We start from the raw sequence: 15,726 nt of genomic DNA, 5'->3' as shown, positions 1-15,726 counted from the left end.
TTAGGTTTAAACCTCTATCCCGTACTGCTTGATTTTATAGCCGATTTGGCGCGCACTCATCCCTAGTGCACGGGCTGCTTTTGTCTGTATACCGTGTGAATCGGTAAGTGCCTGGACAATGGAATCACGTTCTAGCTCTTGTAAGGTTTTTTTCGTCATCGGCCCCGATAGATGTGTTTCATGTTGAGGTATCGGCTGCGAGATCGGTTGCATAGGCGTTGGAGTGGCCATCGGTGCGGATTCGCTTTGCATATAGAGCTTTTGGTAGTTAAAAGGGAGTACATGAGAGAGCATCTCCGGTTGGATATCTCCATCAGGACAGATGAGTACAATCCGCTCCATCGTATTTTGAAGTTCGCGGATATTACCCGGCCACGGATAATCGAGTAACAACTCCATTGCCCCTTTGGTAAAATGCATATTTTTACGATGCTCTTTCATAAAACGGTGTAAATAATGCTCGATCAACAGTTTCACATCCTCATAGCGTTCACGTAAAGGGGGCAGGTTGATTGGAATAACATTGAGACGGTAAAACAAATCTTCTCTAAACTCCCCTTTGCGCACCATCTCTTCGAGATTTCGGTTGGTAGCGGCAACGAGTCGAACATTGGTTTTAATGGTTTTGTTTCCGCCCACTCGCTCAAACTCCTGCTCTTGTAAAATACGGAGCAATTTTACTTGGAGTGATGGGGTGATATCTCCGATTTCATCGAGGAACAATGTCCCACCATCAGCCAACTCAAAACGTCCTTTACGCATCTCTCTCGCATCGGTAAAGGCTCCCTTCTCATGTCCGAAAAGTTCACTTTCAAGTAAGGTTTCACTGATGGCGGCACAGTTAAGTTTGATAAACGGGCCGTTTTGACGGCGGCTGAGATTATGGACGGCGGTTGCAATGAGTTCTTTACCTGTTCCCGTTTCACCTCGGATTAAAATCGTTGCATCTGTGGGAGCGACGGTATTAATCATGCCGAAGACTTGTTGCATCCGTGTGGAGCGTCCTACAATGTTTTCAAATTTGTAGTCTTTTTGCATCTCTTCTTTGTAATAGGTTTTGAGTTCGCTGAGAGACTCTTTCTCTTTTGTAATACTTTGTTGTACTTTCAATGCACCGACAAAAAGGGATCCGACTATGGTGAGCATGCGGACAATTTCATCGAAATTAAGTGGACTGCCTTTACCGATATTGGCAGAAATAACCCCGATTACCTCATCGTCTTGTAATAGCGGAACGGCAACATAAGAGACCATTTGCGTCGAGATATTTCCCATTTTATTGAGATAATTGATGTTGTTGTGAATATTTTCGATGACGATAGGCTCACGGCTCTTAGCAGCCAAACCGGTTGCCCCTTCGCCGAAACGATACGTTGCCATTTTCTTTTGATACGGTTCTAAATCGATTGAGTTAAGGAGTTCGAGTTCATCCACATCTTCTTTTTTACGAAAGAGGGCACAGCGCTCCAAATAACCATGTTGTTTGAGACGGCGCATAGCTTTTTCGACACTCTCAAGGATATCCGTGGTACTGGTCAACATCACGGCAATGTCATACAAAAGATTGATCTCTTTGTACGCAAAGGTGAGGCTACAGGTTTGACACTCTTCACGATTGGGGATGTTGGTTTCAAAAGTCATCATAATCTAATCTTTTTCATAAGTTATCTAGTATTTTAATACAAAAATGTCTAATGAATGGATATTCATATGGATAAAAAATAGGCAATTTGTAGAACTGATTTTGCACATTACTTTTAAAATATCCCTAAAGGAGAAATTATGCAGATTACCGTTCATGGAACACCGACACTTTTAGAGGGAAAAGAGATGACGATATGGCGTGAAGCACCTGCTGCTCGTGTCATGAGTCTTGACGGAAGTCAAAATGTCATTGGGATGATTGCTCCCACGGCACAACTGCTTATTGCTATCCCTTCACTCAAGACAGAAGTGTGTTCATTGGGTGCTAAAAAATTCAATGACCTTATCAAACAGTTTAAAAAACTAAAAACAGTCATGATTACTACCGATGACGCAGAATTTGTGAACGATTTTGTAGCTCGTGAAGGAATCGACAGTGCTGAAATAGTAATCGATAGTAATCGGGACTTTGCAAAAAAATTCGGTTTACTGATAACGGAGGGGAAACTCAAAGATCGTCTTGCTCGTGCGGTATTTGTCATCGATCAAGAGGGGATGATCAGCTACAAAGAGGTGGTTGCTGAGATTACGGATGAAGTGGATTACGATAAATGCATTGAAGCAGTTGATAAAGCGGCTAACTTCAAGAAAAAAGGGCACGACCACGAAAACTGGATGGGTGTCTAAAGAGATAAAGGATTTGTCATGGTAGAGCAATATATTACGTGGATGAACGAGCGGGGATTTCATCCCGATGATCTCGAATTTCGTGGCTTCAACGGTAATACTCCGCTACTCCTTGCCGCATTGGAAGGGAATGCCATGATGGTTTCTCGTCTTATTGAAGCGGGAGCAAATCTCTATGCAATTAATGATGATTTTAATGGGGTTCTTTTTAATGCCTGCTATGCGGCTTCTCCTGAAGTGATCCGTTTGTTGATTGAGGCGGGTGCCGATATTAATGATACGAATGAAGAGGGGACAACCGCTCTGATGTATGCCGCTTCGGCTTCACGATTGGAGTGTGTTCAAATACTTCTAAAATTGGGAGCGGATACATCTTTGCAAAATGAAGACGGGTTCAGTGCTATTGAGCTTGCAACCAGTCGAGCAGTATTCAAGGAATTACGCAGTGCGTGAGGAGACACTCCTTACACCTCAACGGATTGCCGCTAAAACTACTTTTTTGGATTGGGATACCCAACCATCACTTTTTAAACATTATCCCCACTTTTGTTATCGAATAAAACTCTCCGATTTTCCCTCTCTGCAATGGCTAGAACACACACGTTGTATCACGGATGAGCGCTCAGTTGGGCAAAAGCCGTATTATCGACTTAATGTACCCTCTGCAGGTAACCTCCATCCGATTGAGATATATGTTCAGCTTCGCAATATAGCCGGAACACTCAGCGGTATTTACCATCTGGACATTTTAAAGGGTGAGTTGGTAATGATAACGGAGATCGCGGGGGAAGGGATAGAACCGTTTTTGGGTTTAGAACATCGGTTTAACGGAGTGCTCTTAATGATGTCACTTGTTCCGTTTCGTTCAAGCTGGAAGTATGGATTACGTGCGTGGCGTTATCTTTACCTTGATCTTGGTCATCAGATCGGTACGCTTGGCACATCGGTAGAACATTTTGGACTGACTTTAACAAAAATGTCTCCTCTTGAGGGGTTAAATACCATTATGGGGATGGGAAATGATGAGGTTATTGGGGCAGTATATGGAATCGGCGAATCTTCATCACGCAGCGTTAAGCCACTTTATAAACCTCTAATGAGCGTTCAGCCTACCGATTATACGGAACATAATAAAAAGCTGTACACTAGTATAGAATCGGTCTCTATCTATACGAATCTACCTGTATTCACTCACTATGAGGATTTTTTGAAACTTAATACTACCCGTCGAAGTGCTAGAGAATTCGATGCATCGCTGATGCGTGATGATATGATAGTGGAGTTACTTAATCAACCATCTCCCGCAGGGATAGAAATCGTTGCAATTGTTTTACAGGCACAAAGTATGCATTTGGGAGTATATCGTAGCGGGGAATGTGCCGTGAAGGGTAATTTTGTCTCTGAGTGTGTCCGTCTGCTTTTGGATCAGCGGTTTATTGCGGGGGCAAATATGGTATTATTGATTTATTCAGAGAATTTTTGTGCCTCTTCTCATATTGAAGCAGGAGTGTATGCACAGAATCTCTATATGGTGTGTGAAAATCATAACATCGGATGCAGCGGGATCGGTGCATTTTATGATGAAGAGGGTTCATACTGGTCAACCAATCCGCTGATATATGCAGTAGCTGTAGGGGGAAAGAGATGATTGTCGGTATTCCAAAAGAGATTAAAACAGATGAATTTCGTGTGGGTATGACCCCTGCGGGTGTTTTAGAGATGGTGAAAGCAGGTCATACGGTATGTGTTGAGAAAAATGCCGGAGTCGGGAGCGGTTTTGATGACTCTCTTTATGTTGCAGCAGGTGCAGTTATTTGGGAAAACGCCGATGATATTTATAGCGGAGCCGATATCATCATAAAAGTTAAAGAGCCGATAGAGGTGGAGTACAATCGACTTAAAGAGGGGCAAATCCTATTTACCTATCTTCATCTTGCGGCAGATAAACGGTTGACTGAAGTGCTATGTACGAAAAAAATTACGGCTTTAGCCTATGAAACACTCCGAGTAGGGCGACGATTGCCGTTGCTCGAACCGATGAGCGAGATTGCTGGACGGATGGCAACATTATTCGGTGCTGTTCATCTAGGCCGTTATAACGGTGGAAGCGGACGATTGCTTGGCGGAGCAGTAGGGGTGGAACGCAATCGTGTTGTTGTCCTAGGTGCGGGAGTGGCAGGTAAATCGGCAGCCGATGCAGCGGCAGGATTGGGCGCAGAGGTAAGTATGCTTGATATAAACATCGAGCGGCTAACGTATTTACGGGATGTAATGCCTGCCAATGTAACCATGCTTTATTCGACGCACGATACCATATTAAATAGTATTAAAGATGCCGATTTGATTATCGGAACGGTTCTGGTAGCCGGGGCAAAGGCTCCTAAACTTGTTACCCGCGATATGCTCTCACAGATGAAAAAAGGGTCTGTCCTTGTCGATGTCTCCATCGATCAGGGGGGATGTTTTGAGACTTCTCACGCTACTACACATTCAGAACCTACCTTTGAAGTAGGTGGTATTGTCCATTATTGCGTTGCTAATATGCCGGGGATGTATCCTCGTACTTCTACGGTTGCATTAACAAACGCAACTTTGCCATATGCCCTTAAAATTGCTTCAACGCCGCTGGATATTTTGTTAAAAGATGAAATCTATTTAAGTGCATTGAACACGTATGAGGGGGATGTTACCAATGAAGCGGTAGCCGTCGCTCACTCAATTTCCTATAAGGCTTTTGCATGAATGAAATGGATAAAGCACACGAGATACTAGCCATCTATCGTTTTTATAAAATGGATGGGAAGCTTTATCATTACGATGAAGATGATCGCCTTGATGAGCTATTTGATGCGGTGGTTCATGCGATAAACGATTGCGGTATTCTCAAGCCTCTTTTGCCGCGTGAAGAGTTTGTTGTTCCGTGTCGGGGGATACTCAACCAAGAACGTGCTTGGCTACAGAGGTTCGAGCATCAAGATACCCGAGCTTTTTTTCTGAGTGATATTTATGATTTTTTGAAACTGTTTACGGGACGGACACAATTACGGGTGAATTGATATTCTTAAATCACAAAAGCCCCGTCTTTATAGATCACTTCAGCTCCGAGTGAAAAGGTATGGGTATCGGCAAAAACATCGACGTGGTAGAGTCCGTCTCGGCGTTTAAATCCGGGTTTACCGTAGGTACCGTGTTTCGCTCCCAATGATATGTGAACCCCGCACATCCGCTCATACGTTCCCGTATCAGCTACCGTACGTGTTTTGCTAAAGGCTCTGTTAAGACCGAAACCGAGTTCTCGTATCCAAACGACTCCCCCCTCATCTCGTCGTATATTAGATAATATCAGATCAAATGCAGGGGTCGAGTTTTCGCACGCAACCACTTGCCCCTCTTCGATAATGAGGGTAATAGGAGTTTCAGGGGTGTTGATTTTATAGGTTACGTCCCCGAAACAATAGATTTTGACCCGTCCGTGAACGGCTCTGAGATCTTGCGCTTCGGTAAATACTTCCCCCAGAGGGAACTGACCACCCCAATTCGGTAATCCCGTGTAATCTCCGATATTGACTTTGGCAGACTCGAACGGTGAACCATAAACCAACAGCTCTCCGCCGCTGTCGAGTACCCCCATCGGTGCGCTGTCTATTTTAGACTGGAGGGTACGACCGAGAGGACGGTAATAATCCTTGTCATATTCCAACGAATCGATAAAATATGACGCTTCATCATCTGACATACGGCTGAGATGCGGATGCTCAATCACTTTGAGTTTGAGTTTAAAGAGCTCGACACGCAAGCGAAATGCATCGAGGCGGAAATTGGTTGATTGGATCAACACCACCAAATCAGAAGGGTTCAGAGCTTCTAACTGTGCTCGAACCTCTGCAGGTTCATATTCATCAAAATTGATTAATCGTGCATGGGGGAGGGCACGTTTGTACCCCTCCATCAAAAGTGTCGCGATCAGACACCGTGTGTCATAGACCACGACGGCATTCTCTGAATCGCTGTGATGAAATGCTTCACTCAAAAGACCACGGAGATGCTTTGTGGTTCTTGCAATCAATTCTTCACTCTGCAATGGTTCTTCCTCGCTTACAAAGAGTATTCTCTTTTATTAAGCGAATTATAGCTAACCCGCTTAACAAAAAGCTACACTCGCATACCCGACTACACGGGAAGTATCTCCGCTTGCATCGGCGCTGGTACGATAATCTAGGATAACACTCTGAAGTGCTTTTTTCCGTGCGACGGATAACATCGCTTCTACTCCTATCATTCCACATGCTTCGCACCCTTGATGCAAAGTATCCGTATTTTCATTTTGAATCGCTTCTAAACAGATTGCATCGAGTTGTTTTGCCCTATCGACTGAATAGAAGTGGCTTAAATCGGTGCTGATAACAACTGCGGTATCTTTTTTGGCTAAACAATAATCGATAATCGGTTCAAGCAAAGAGGGCTCAGCATACGCATAGACAAGCTCGATTACTTTTATTTCGGGGAAATAGTGTTTGATAAACGGCATCTGTACTTCGGTACTGTGTTCGTGATGTGCTTGAGGAAAATAGGGGAGGGCATAGTGCTGCATTAACTCTTGGACAAGATCCCTATCGATTTCAATATCTCCTAAAGGAGTCTGATAAAACTCCGTATCTGCAATGCTAATCCCATCAAATCCGACACGGTGTGATGGTCCGATGACAACAAGAGTCTGAGGTTTGGAATCGGAAAGAATACGAAAAGCGATATTTGCGGTAAATCCCGAATATACCCATCCCGCATGCGGTACGATAATCGCATTAGTGTGCAGAGAGGCGAAGCGTTTAATTATGTCGGGATGAGACGCTAAAATCGTGTTGAAATGCTCTATCATCTTTTTGATTTCATCGGCATCGGTAGGATAAAAGCTTCCTGATACGCTCATATGTCTAAGAGTCATCGGATTCCTCCTTATATTTTTGAACTTGATACGTATAGATATCGGGGTGATAAGCGATAGGATCACTTCCTAATCCCGCCTTAACCCCTAAATGGGTAAAAAAAGATTCGAAATCGGTAAGTTCTTCCCACACTTGCGGTAGAAATGTTGCTTGGTAATTGCCTAAGCGTAAAATAACCCCATCGATTTCCGGACGAATGATTTGAGCAAGATCGATTCTATTTTGATACGCTACCTCATGCGGATCCGTTAAAATGGAAACTTCTATCGAAATTTTAGAAAATTCATCTTTATTCAGAGGAGAAAAGCGGGGATCATGAAATGCGGCAGAGCGAGCATTCGATATCAAATCATCGATAAGAGGACGATGTGCAATAATCGATCCGATACATCCTCGCAACCGTTTCTCTAATGTCAAAGTTACAAAAGATGCCTTTTTTAATGAAAGTTCAGGATAAGCGGATATGTAAGCACTTTTATTAATAGGTATGCCATCAAAATGTTCCTGAATTGCTGTTTTAGCAATTTGAATATAAATCGAAGCGTCCATTTTTTTACCTCACAGGAGTTTTTTTTAGAGAAAATAGATGTTAAGAACAATTTTACACAACTTTTTAATCAAAATTCTTTGATAATTAGGTAAGATAGTACGATATAGAGTAATAAGAATTAGTAAACAAAGAAAAACAATGGATAGAAGATCGTTTTTATCGTTAGCGGTTGCATACAGTAGTTCCTTTGCATTAGGATCAGCAGAAGAGTTTATCCCTTCTTCTCATTCAATAAAGTCCGTCTCTCCGGTTATAAAAACTTTATTAGATAAGTTAAATACCGTCCAAGATCATGTCGGATATGTGAAATTTAATACGATCAGTTTCGATGAGATGCTAAAGATAGCTTTGCATTGTAAAAAAGGACTTACCCCTTCTGAAATCGGCTATATTGAAACCATTTTTTACAGTGATCCCCGCCGTTATGGATTTTACGGTGAGCGAACGGTACCGCGTTTGACGGCGGTAATTCCCGAAAAAGATATAGTATACATCAAAAAATCAGGACATTTTCTATTACGGGGTGCCGCAACTGAGAAGTATGCAACGATCAAATCCCTTATCGGTAAAGATCTTATCCTCACTTCCGGTGTTCGTGCACCTGTTAAGCAACTCCATCTTTTTCTAAAAAAAATGGTGAGTGAGGGGGGCAATCTGCGGATGGTCTCTACTTCTATCGCTCCACCTGGCTTTACATTTCACAGTGTCGGGGATTTCGATATCGGAAAAGTAGGTCTTGGTCATGGTAACTTTAGTGAAAAATTTCAAGAAACCGATGTTTTTAAAAAGCTTCATGACGGTGGATATATCACGATACGCTATACGAGCGGGAACCCTTACGGTGTACGCTACGAGCCGTGGCACATTAAGGTAACAAGCGGAAACGGGACTGCATAATCAAACTATCAAATGATATTCTGAATCGGTTCCGCTTCGTGCAAATAATTTCCTTGGAATAGCTCAATATCGAGTGATCGTACAATATCAAAAATATTTTCAGAATGGATAAATTCAGCTACAACCTTTATGTTAAGCTCTTTTGCCAGTGAAACGATTGACTTGACCGTTAGGTACGCATTGTCATCTGTATCGATATTCTGAATCAAACTGCCGTCTATTTTCAAAAAATTTGCTTTCATATTGACCAGATAGTTAAAATTAGAATATCCGCTCCCAAAATCGTCAATGGAGATTCTGCATCCAAACTCTTTCGCTTTTTGGATAAATTGGCAAATTTCACTATTTGATGAGTCAATCCGCTCACTCTCTACGAGTTCGATAATAACTCTTCCTTGCATTTTATAGGTTTTTATCGAATTGAAAAAATAAGAAGTGACTTCATAATTGAGCATATCTTCAAACGTGATATTGATGGAAAAATCAAGGGTGTTATGTCGAAAATGTTCAAAAACCCCTTCCATCATCTGCAGAGTAAGTTGGGTATATAAACCGGCTATTTTGGACTGCTCTAAGAATATTGTAGGGGATATTATCCGGTTGTGTTCATCGATGATACGCATTAATGTTTCAATTTTATAACTGTTATCCAAAATATTGTGAATTTTTTGTCCAAAAGGCTTTATTTGCTTTTTAGTGATGGCCTTTTGAATCATTGCGGTTAACTCTTTTGACTTTTGTAGTTCATCTACGATTTGGGTATTGGTATTAAAGTTGATAAACGATATGTTATGTTCTTTTGCATAATGCAAGGCAATATCGCATTTTCTTCGGAGGTTCTCATCTCCTTGCGCTAGTGCAATGAATACATTTATATTCAGTTTCAGCTCACCGATACTAAAGGGATCATTTTCGATACATCGAATGATCTTGCTACGCTTTAATTGTATTTTTTCTTCATAATTTTCTAGGGAAAGGATTGCAAATTCATCTGCGGAGACTCTGTACGCTTTTTCATGATTCTCCAAGATACTAGTAAGCCTCTTCGAAAATATTTGTAAAATAGTATCTCCGATGTCGTAGCCGTACGATTCATTAATATTTCTAAATTTTTTAATGTTAATGAGCATAAGGAGTTGTTTCACCCCTTTGATTTCGAGGTCTTCCGTGAGTTGTTGTCTATTAGGAAGGCCCGTCAAGGGATCGGTAGTTTGTCTTATGATACGTTCGGTTTGAATGAAGTAGTCGTCTATGGCCCTTGCCACTTCTCCTATCTCATCTTTTTGGGCTAAAAGTTTTGATAATTTTTCACTCTCTTTATTGTTGATCGTATCGGTGATCTCCTTGAGCGGCCTGATGATAGTTCGAAATAAGATGTTTCCTAAGAAAAATAAAAAAACCAGACCCATGATAAAAATCAAATACAACTGATTTTTAAAAATATGATTAACGATGTCCGTCGTTGTCGAATTTAGTGTGATTCCCAAATGTGCTATATGTTTTTTATCGTAGGACAATAATGGAAAAAAGAAATCGTAGTTTCCTGTTTCACTGGTAATCGATATACTTTGTTTAGTGATATTTTCCAGATCATCTATGTATGCTTTGTCCCAGATTTTTCCGATAACATAATAACCTTGAGGAGCCGCTTTTCTATATGTGTCTATTGAGGGTTGTATGGGGGCAGAAAATATTTGAATGAGTTTTCCATCTATCAACAAAAAGTAGTTTGAAAAGAATACTTTTTTACTATCTAAAGTAGAAAGCGGGATTTTATTTTTTAGACTCGCAAGCTTACTATCATATTGGTTGTAGTAGATAAGATTTTTATGATTATCGTAGACTAAAGTATAGTCGAATTTATAATTGTGCATGGGTTCTTCAAGGTTGAACTTAGCCCATACTTCATCTTTGGTTTTTACAAAATTGATCATTTCATCCCAATAAGAATAATCGTAATTGATAATTTTATAGGGGCTGCTTTTAAAGGATAATACTTCGTTGAATGTTGATTGGAATTCATTAATTCTGATTTTTTGTAAAGTTTCCAGTTTTTGAGTATTGTATTGCCAAAAAAAGATGAGGATAATAAAAAAGAGGGATATTAAAAAGGTGGTTGAGAATAATATTTTATTTTTTAAATTCATAATTCTATTTTCTCTTAATATCTAAAAATATTCTACTATTAATTATACTGCGGTAGTGTCGCAAATATGTTGCATTTACTATCGATACAGAACAATTCATTATAGATAAAAAATTAGCAAGAGGATTTTGTGAGTTTAAAGTGGTGACCCCAACGAGATTCGAACTCGTATGGCCAGAATGAAAATCTGGAATCCTAACCATTAGATGATGGGGCCGTATTGATAAGATCAGGTAAACCTGAGCTGAAATTATACAAATCTATTGCTGAAAAAAAGCTAAATTTGGAGAATGTTTTCCCGCATAGCGGGAAGAGGGGAGGTTAGTTGTTGTAGAAAGAACGAAGTGCGCGGATAATAACCGCATTTTTAGAGATGCTTTCTGCTTTTGCATTATCGTCAACCAATTCATAGACATCTAAAGGCAATGAGATTGAAAAAGTTTTAGTTTCAATTTTTTTACGTTTAGCCACTAAACTTGTAATGTTTTGAAGCATTTCAAGAATTTTCTTGGTATCGATCGGTTTTTGGATGAAACTATTGACACCCACTTCAATTGATTCAGAGATTTTTTGAATGTCATTGCTTGCCGAGATAACGATAATGATTTGTGAAGGATTGATTGAACGGATACGACGAGCAAGCTCAATACCATCGATTTCAGGCATGATGATATCAACGAAAATGATATCTGGATTGATTTTTTCATACATACGAAGCGCTTCAGCTCCATTGTAAGCTGAAGTTACTTCTGCAAAAAAGTTTTTGAAGGTTGAACTTAAAAGGTCATTGGCTACAACTTCGTCTTCAACGACCATAGCGGTTAGTTTTTTGGTCTGTTCGGTAAGCTGGATGAGATCTACGTTCGATGACATGTATATATCCTTTTTTTTCAGCAACATGTTAAAAAATGTAGCTGTGGTTAATTGTTGTAATTATAGATCATATTTTTTAGCATTACCTTAAAAAAACAATTTTAGGTAGAATTATTACAATAACCGTTTTTGTGATCAATATTGTTTAAACTGTTCAAGCCATTCTACGTTTGATTCATTCGTTTTTTCCTGCTGTCGTAATATTGAATCAATAATGCTCAGAAGTGTTTGTCGGTCTAAAAACTGTAAGAGTTCAGGATTAATATGGGTTGGACTGACCCCATCGTAGCGGTTCAGGAGGTTTTCGATATCGAGGATAAGTTGTTCTTTTGTAGATTCCATATTAAAAGTGTAACTTAACTCACCTGAATTCTATTTGGTTAACATAATATATATTATATTCAAAATGTACGTTATACGGAAAGCCGTATGTCTATGTTTATATCACCTGTTTATTTTTTAATCATTCATTCGTATGCATCATGCTGTTTAATCGACTACAATTATTTCAGATAAAAAAATCCTAATTAGGGGAAGAGATGAAATTCGGTGATTTAAAAAAAGAGGGACACTGGCCGACGCTGTTTGCCGCCTTTTTGTATTTTGACTTTAGTTTTATGATGTGGACGATGTTGGGGCCTTTGGCTACTGAGATCAATGAGTCTCTTAGCTCACGCGGCTTTTCGATGAATGACGATCAGACGGCGACACTCCTCGCAGTTCCGGTTCTAGCGGGGGCAATTTTACGTCTGGTATTAGGGATTTTCGTCGATAAATTCGGGCCTAAAAAGACGGCTTTGGTCTCGCAGGTGATTGTTATCGCGACACTGTTTTACGGATACCTAGCGGCTGAGAGCATCACGTATGATCAGTTGTTATTCGTGGCATTGGGATTAGGCTTCGCAGGGGCTTCATTCGCCGTAGCGCTGCCTCAAGCGGGACAATGGTACCCTCCCCGTCTGCAAGGGACGGTTTTAGGGATCGCGGGTGCCGGTAATATCGGTGTGGTCATCGACTTTTTGTTCGCCCCGAAGATTGCCGAGATTTGGGGATGGCCATCGGTTTTTCTCGTCGGTGGCGTATTATCCTTTATCGTCCTCATCGCGTATATGTTTATGGCTAAAGATGCTCCCTCGTCGGTGTATAAAGCCAATCCAAAAAAACTCGGCGATTATATGAAACTGATGCGTGATCGTGATACATGGTGGTTTAACCTCTTTTATGCCGTCAGCTTTGGAGGATTTATCGGTTTTGCCAACTATATGAAAGTGTATCTGATGAATACCTACCAAGCCGATATGTCAGCTTTTGGTCTGAATGTCATGGATGAGAGCAATGTCAAAGTAATCGCCGGATATTTCGGTGCGCTCTGTATTTTTGCCGGTGCGTTGCTTCGTCCGGTAGGTGGAGCCGTTGCCGATAAAATGGGGGGGATTAAATCGCTTTATGTTTTTTATGGCAGTATTGTAATCCTTGCTCTTATCAGTGCATTTGTCACATTGCCGTTTTGGGCAGCGATTGTCGTGATGTTTCTCATTATGGCGAATCTGGGAATGGCGAACGGTTCGGTGTTCCAACTCGTACCGCAGCGCTTCGGAAAAGATATCGGTGTGATGACCGGTCTGATCGGTATGGCTGGCGGTTTGGGCGGTACGGCTCTCATCAAAACCTTCGGATGGTCACAAGGTGCCTTTGATGGCTACACTGCCGGATTTATCATCTTTGCAGTGATGACAATGATCGCCATCAGTGGAATCAGTCTAGTTAAAACACGATGGCGTACGACATGGGGCGCTACATCAGGAGCAAGAATTTAATGCTAAAAGTGCAATCTTCCGAATTCATCCTCCCCAAAGATACCACCACAGGCGATGATGCCTGTGCGTACAGTATTATCGATAATGCTTTGCTGGTGAGCGTATTATGCGATGGAGTCGGAAGTGCCGCACGTGGGGGGACTGCCGCCCGTCAATGTGTCAAATTTTTCATCGATCAGTTCAAAAACCGCCCGAGGGCTTGGGATATCCCTAAAACGATGGAAGTCTTTACCCGCCATATCAACTCCCTCCTCTTTAAAGAGTCAATGACCCAGTACGGGAAGATCGAACTTCTCACGACACTCTGCCTTGCCGTCATCGAAGGGGAGAGTCTCTACACCCTCAATCTCGGTGATTCACGGATCTATTTATTGCGCTCTGCTGGAGAACTTCTACGCCTCAGCGTCGATCATACGATGGATGATGAGTACATGTCCCATGTTTTGACCTCTGCATGCGGATTGAGTGAAAATGTTGAACCGGAGATACTCTCTACCCCTATCGGTGTCGGTGATACTCTGATACTGTGCAGTGACGGGGTTTATAATATAATGGATGAATCTCTCTTTATCGATCTACTCAAAAAAGGGTTAGGTGCCTCGAGCATCATCCACAATGCAGCCCAAAATTGTGATCCCAAAGATCGGGATGATATCTCTCTCCAGATTTTTCGTGTCGAATCCCTCGATCCGCTCTATGCGATCAAACATGCCCCACTTGTCATTCCCGAAACACTGAATGAGGGACAAATCATCGACGGCTATACCCTCCTCTCTCCTATGATGGAGCACAAACGTATATGGAAAGTACGTAAAGACTCAGAACTCTATGTGATGAAATTTCCTCTAAAAGCGGATGATGAGGACGCACTCGATGCCTTTGTCCGTGAAGCATGGTATGCCAAACAGATTACCCACAAAGCTTTCGGTCATGCGTGGGTTCCGCAGGTGCGTAGCATGCGCTACTATCTAATGGAACTGGTAGAGGGGGTAAATCTATTAGAGTATCTCAAAAACCGCACACTGTCGGTGGATAATGCCATAGCTTTGGGAAAATTTCTCCATAAAGCCGAAGCTCATCTGCTCCATTTAGGACTCGTTCATGGGGATATAAAGCCTGAGAATATCCTCGTTTACCAACGAGACGGTGAAGCGGGAGTCGAATTTAAAATGGTTGATTTTGGCTCTATAGTCGAAATATTTTCTCTCAATAACCGCGCAGGAACGCCAACGTATCTCGCACCTGAGCGATTTAGTGAGAGTGTTATTAACGAATCAACCGAAATTTTCTCAATCGGTGTAACGCTTTACTGGGCTCTTAGCGGAAAATTTCCTTACGGAGAGATTGAGCCGTTTCAAACTCCTTCCTTTAAATCACCCATCCGCCCCTCTGAAATCAATAAAAATATCCCTTTATGGCTTGATTCAGTGATTATGCGCTCCATCGCTATCTCACCCGATCAGCGTTATCGACATTATTCTGAATTTTTTTACGATCTGAAAGATCCTAAAAAAGTAAAACCTTTTTTTTCCTCTACAACCCCTTTGATCGAACGTTCCCCTGTTACCTTTTATAAAACAGCGTTTATAATACTATTCCTATTAGAGATTATCACTTTTTATCTCTATGTCACTAAATAAAGGTTTTTAATGCTCTCTTCTGCTTGCCAAGATACGATTCGTGCAGCCGTATGGCTCTCCACCAAACCCTCCGGAGAGTTTCATCGAATCCAAGAGATCAGCGAAGCATTGGAACTCCCTTTCCATTTTATGGCTAAATCACTCCAAAAGCTGGTACATGCCGGAATTCTCATCTCTCAGCGCGGTGCTGCAGGGGGAGTTACCCTATCTCGCACGGCATCTGATATCACCCTCCTCTCAATTATCGAAGCCGTCGATGGAACAACATTTTTTGATGCATGTGTACTGGGAATCGGAGATTGCGAAGCAGAAAAACCGTGTGCACTCCATGCCCAATGGGACGTGTGGCGTCAAGAGATGCTGGAGATGTATTCGGCAATGCGCCTGAGTGAAATAACCGAAGACCTACTCCACCGAAAAATTAAACGAATTTAGAACTTTTCCTTATTTTCCAACAAACATTTTAAATATACAGCTGAATGATTATTTTTTAATCAATAGCTTGTATCTTATTAAGACTTTTTACTCT

At 41.4% G+C, this 15,726-nt stretch carries 16 protein-coding genes and 1 tRNA gene; 9 read left to right on the top strand and 8 right to left on the bottom strand.

Going from position 1 to position 15,726, the window contains the following annotated elements; translation table 11 throughout:
• Positions 1-6: 6 nt before the first annotated feature.
• Positions 7-1,644: a sigma 54-interacting transcriptional regulator gene (locus RMO68_RS08215; protein ID WP_310440245.1), complete on the bottom strand. Its 1,638-nt coding sequence runs from the start codon at positions 1,642-1,644 to the stop codon at positions 7-9.
• 138 nt (positions 1,645-1,782) lie between these two features.
• On the opposite strand from RMO68_RS08215, the gene RMO68_RS08210 reads away from it, so the two are divergent.
• The 5 genes from RMO68_RS08210 to RMO68_RS08190 are packed head-to-tail and all read left to right on the top strand — an operon-like array spanning position 1,783 to position 5,387.
• Positions 1,783-2,331, top strand: coding sequence for a redoxin family protein (locus RMO68_RS08210; protein WP_310440244.1), 549 nt, complete (start codon positions 1,783-1,785; stop codon positions 2,329-2,331).
• Between the two features lie 18 nt (positions 2,332-2,349).
• Positions 2,350-2,784 carry an ankyrin repeat domain-containing protein gene (locus RMO68_RS08205; RefSeq protein WP_310440243.1) on the top strand — a complete coding sequence of 145 codons (435 nt, stop codon included), beginning with the start codon at positions 2,350-2,352 and terminating at the stop codon, positions 2,782-2,784.
• Positions 2,777-3,979 carry a nitroreductase family protein gene (locus RMO68_RS08200; RefSeq protein WP_310440242.1) on the top strand — a complete coding sequence of 401 codons (1,203 nt, stop codon included), beginning with the start codon at positions 2,777-2,779 and terminating at the stop codon, positions 3,977-3,979. Before RMO68_RS08205 ends, RMO68_RS08200 begins: the two co-directional genes overlap by 8 nt.
• Entirely contained in the window at positions 3,976-5,073 is a 1,098-nt protein-coding gene (ald, locus tag RMO68_RS08195) for an alanine dehydrogenase (RefSeq protein ID WP_310440241.1), read from the top strand. The genes RMO68_RS08200 and ald overlap by 4 nt, the downstream gene beginning before the upstream one ends.
• Positions 5,070-5,387, top strand: a complete 318-nt coding sequence (locus tag RMO68_RS08190; RefSeq protein ID WP_310440240.1) for a hypothetical protein — start codon at positions 5,070-5,072, stop codon at positions 5,385-5,387. The genes ald and RMO68_RS08190 overlap by 4 nt, the downstream gene beginning before the upstream one ends.
• A gap of 5 nt (positions 5,388-5,392) precedes the next feature.
• On the opposite strand, the gene RMO68_RS08185 is transcribed toward RMO68_RS08190, so the two are convergent.
• Genes RMO68_RS08185 through amrA form a run of 3 tightly spaced genes read right to left on the bottom strand, consistent with a single transcriptional unit; the run spans position 5,393 to position 7,823 of the window.
• Positions 5,393-6,412 carry a hypothetical protein gene (locus RMO68_RS08185; protein ID WP_310440239.1) on the bottom strand — a complete coding sequence of 340 codons (1,020 nt, stop codon included), beginning with the start codon at positions 6,410-6,412 and terminating at the stop codon, positions 5,393-5,395.
• Between the two features lie 60 nt (positions 6,413-6,472).
• Positions 6,473-7,273 carry an AmmeMemoRadiSam system protein B gene (gene amrB / locus RMO68_RS08180; protein WP_310440238.1) on the bottom strand — a complete coding sequence of 267 codons (801 nt, stop codon included), beginning with the start codon at positions 7,271-7,273 and terminating at the stop codon, positions 6,473-6,475.
• Positions 7,263-7,823: an AmmeMemoRadiSam system protein A gene (amrA, locus tag RMO68_RS08175; protein ID WP_310440237.1), complete on the bottom strand. Its 561-nt coding sequence runs from the start codon at positions 7,821-7,823 to the stop codon at positions 7,263-7,265. The genes amrB and amrA overlap by 11 nt, the downstream gene beginning before the upstream one ends.
• A gap of 139 nt (positions 7,824-7,962) precedes the next feature.
• On the opposite strand from amrA, the gene RMO68_RS08170 reads away from it, so the two are divergent.
• Positions 7,963-8,721: a M15 family metallopeptidase gene (locus RMO68_RS08170; RefSeq protein WP_310440236.1), complete on the top strand. Its 759-nt coding sequence runs from the start codon at positions 7,963-7,965 to the stop codon at positions 8,719-8,721.
• A gap of 8 nt (positions 8,722-8,729) precedes the next feature.
• Here the strand turns inward: RMO68_RS08170 and RMO68_RS08165 are convergent, their stop codons facing one another.
• The 4 genes from RMO68_RS08165 to RMO68_RS08150 form a co-directional block, all read right to left on the bottom strand.
• Positions 8,730-10,868 (bottom strand): EAL domain-containing protein, encoded by a 2,139-nt coding sequence (locus RMO68_RS08165; RefSeq protein WP_310440235.1) that lies wholly within the window; start codon positions 10,866-10,868, stop codon positions 8,730-8,732.
• Between the two features lie 141 nt (positions 10,869-11,009).
• A tRNA-Glu gene (locus tag RMO68_RS08160) sits at positions 11,010-11,084 on the bottom strand.
• 104 nt (positions 11,085-11,188) lie between these two features.
• Positions 11,189-11,740, bottom strand: coding sequence for a response regulator (locus tag RMO68_RS08155; RefSeq protein ID WP_310440234.1), 552 nt, complete (start codon positions 11,738-11,740; stop codon positions 11,189-11,191).
• Positions 11,741-11,875: 135 nt separating this feature from the next.
• A complete protein-coding gene (locus tag RMO68_RS08150; protein ID WP_310440233.1) occupies positions 11,876-12,082 on the bottom strand; it encodes a hypothetical protein in 207 nt (68 codons plus the stop codon).
• Between the two features lie 197 nt (positions 12,083-12,279).
• Between RMO68_RS08150 and RMO68_RS08145 the strand changes: the two genes are divergently transcribed.
• From RMO68_RS08145 to RMO68_RS08135, 3 genes are read left to right on the top strand one after another with little or no spacing between them, the layout of a single operon-like run.
• Entirely contained in the window at positions 12,280-13,557 is a 1,278-nt protein-coding gene (locus tag RMO68_RS08145) for a nitrate/nitrite transporter (RefSeq protein WP_310440232.1), read from the top strand.
• On the top strand, positions 13,557-15,197 hold the full coding sequence (locus RMO68_RS08140) for a bifunctional protein-serine/threonine kinase/phosphatase (protein ID WP_310440231.1): 1,641 nt from the start codon (positions 13,557-13,559) through the stop codon (positions 15,195-15,197). The genes RMO68_RS08145 and RMO68_RS08140 overlap by 1 nt, the downstream gene beginning before the upstream one ends.
• A gap of 9 nt (positions 15,198-15,206) precedes the next feature.
• Entirely contained in the window at positions 15,207-15,632 is a 426-nt protein-coding gene (locus RMO68_RS08135) for an Rrf2 family transcriptional regulator (protein ID WP_310440230.1), read from the top strand.
• Positions 15,633-15,726: the final 94 nt, after the last annotated feature.

Origin of the sequence: Sulfuricurvum sp., from assembly GCF_031427015.1 — a bacterium.
GTDB lineage: Bacteria > Campylobacterota > Campylobacteria > Campylobacterales > Sulfurimonadaceae > Sulfuricurvum.
Note: the sequence above shows the minus strand (reverse complement) of the source record. Positions and strands in the feature narration are given on the sequence as shown.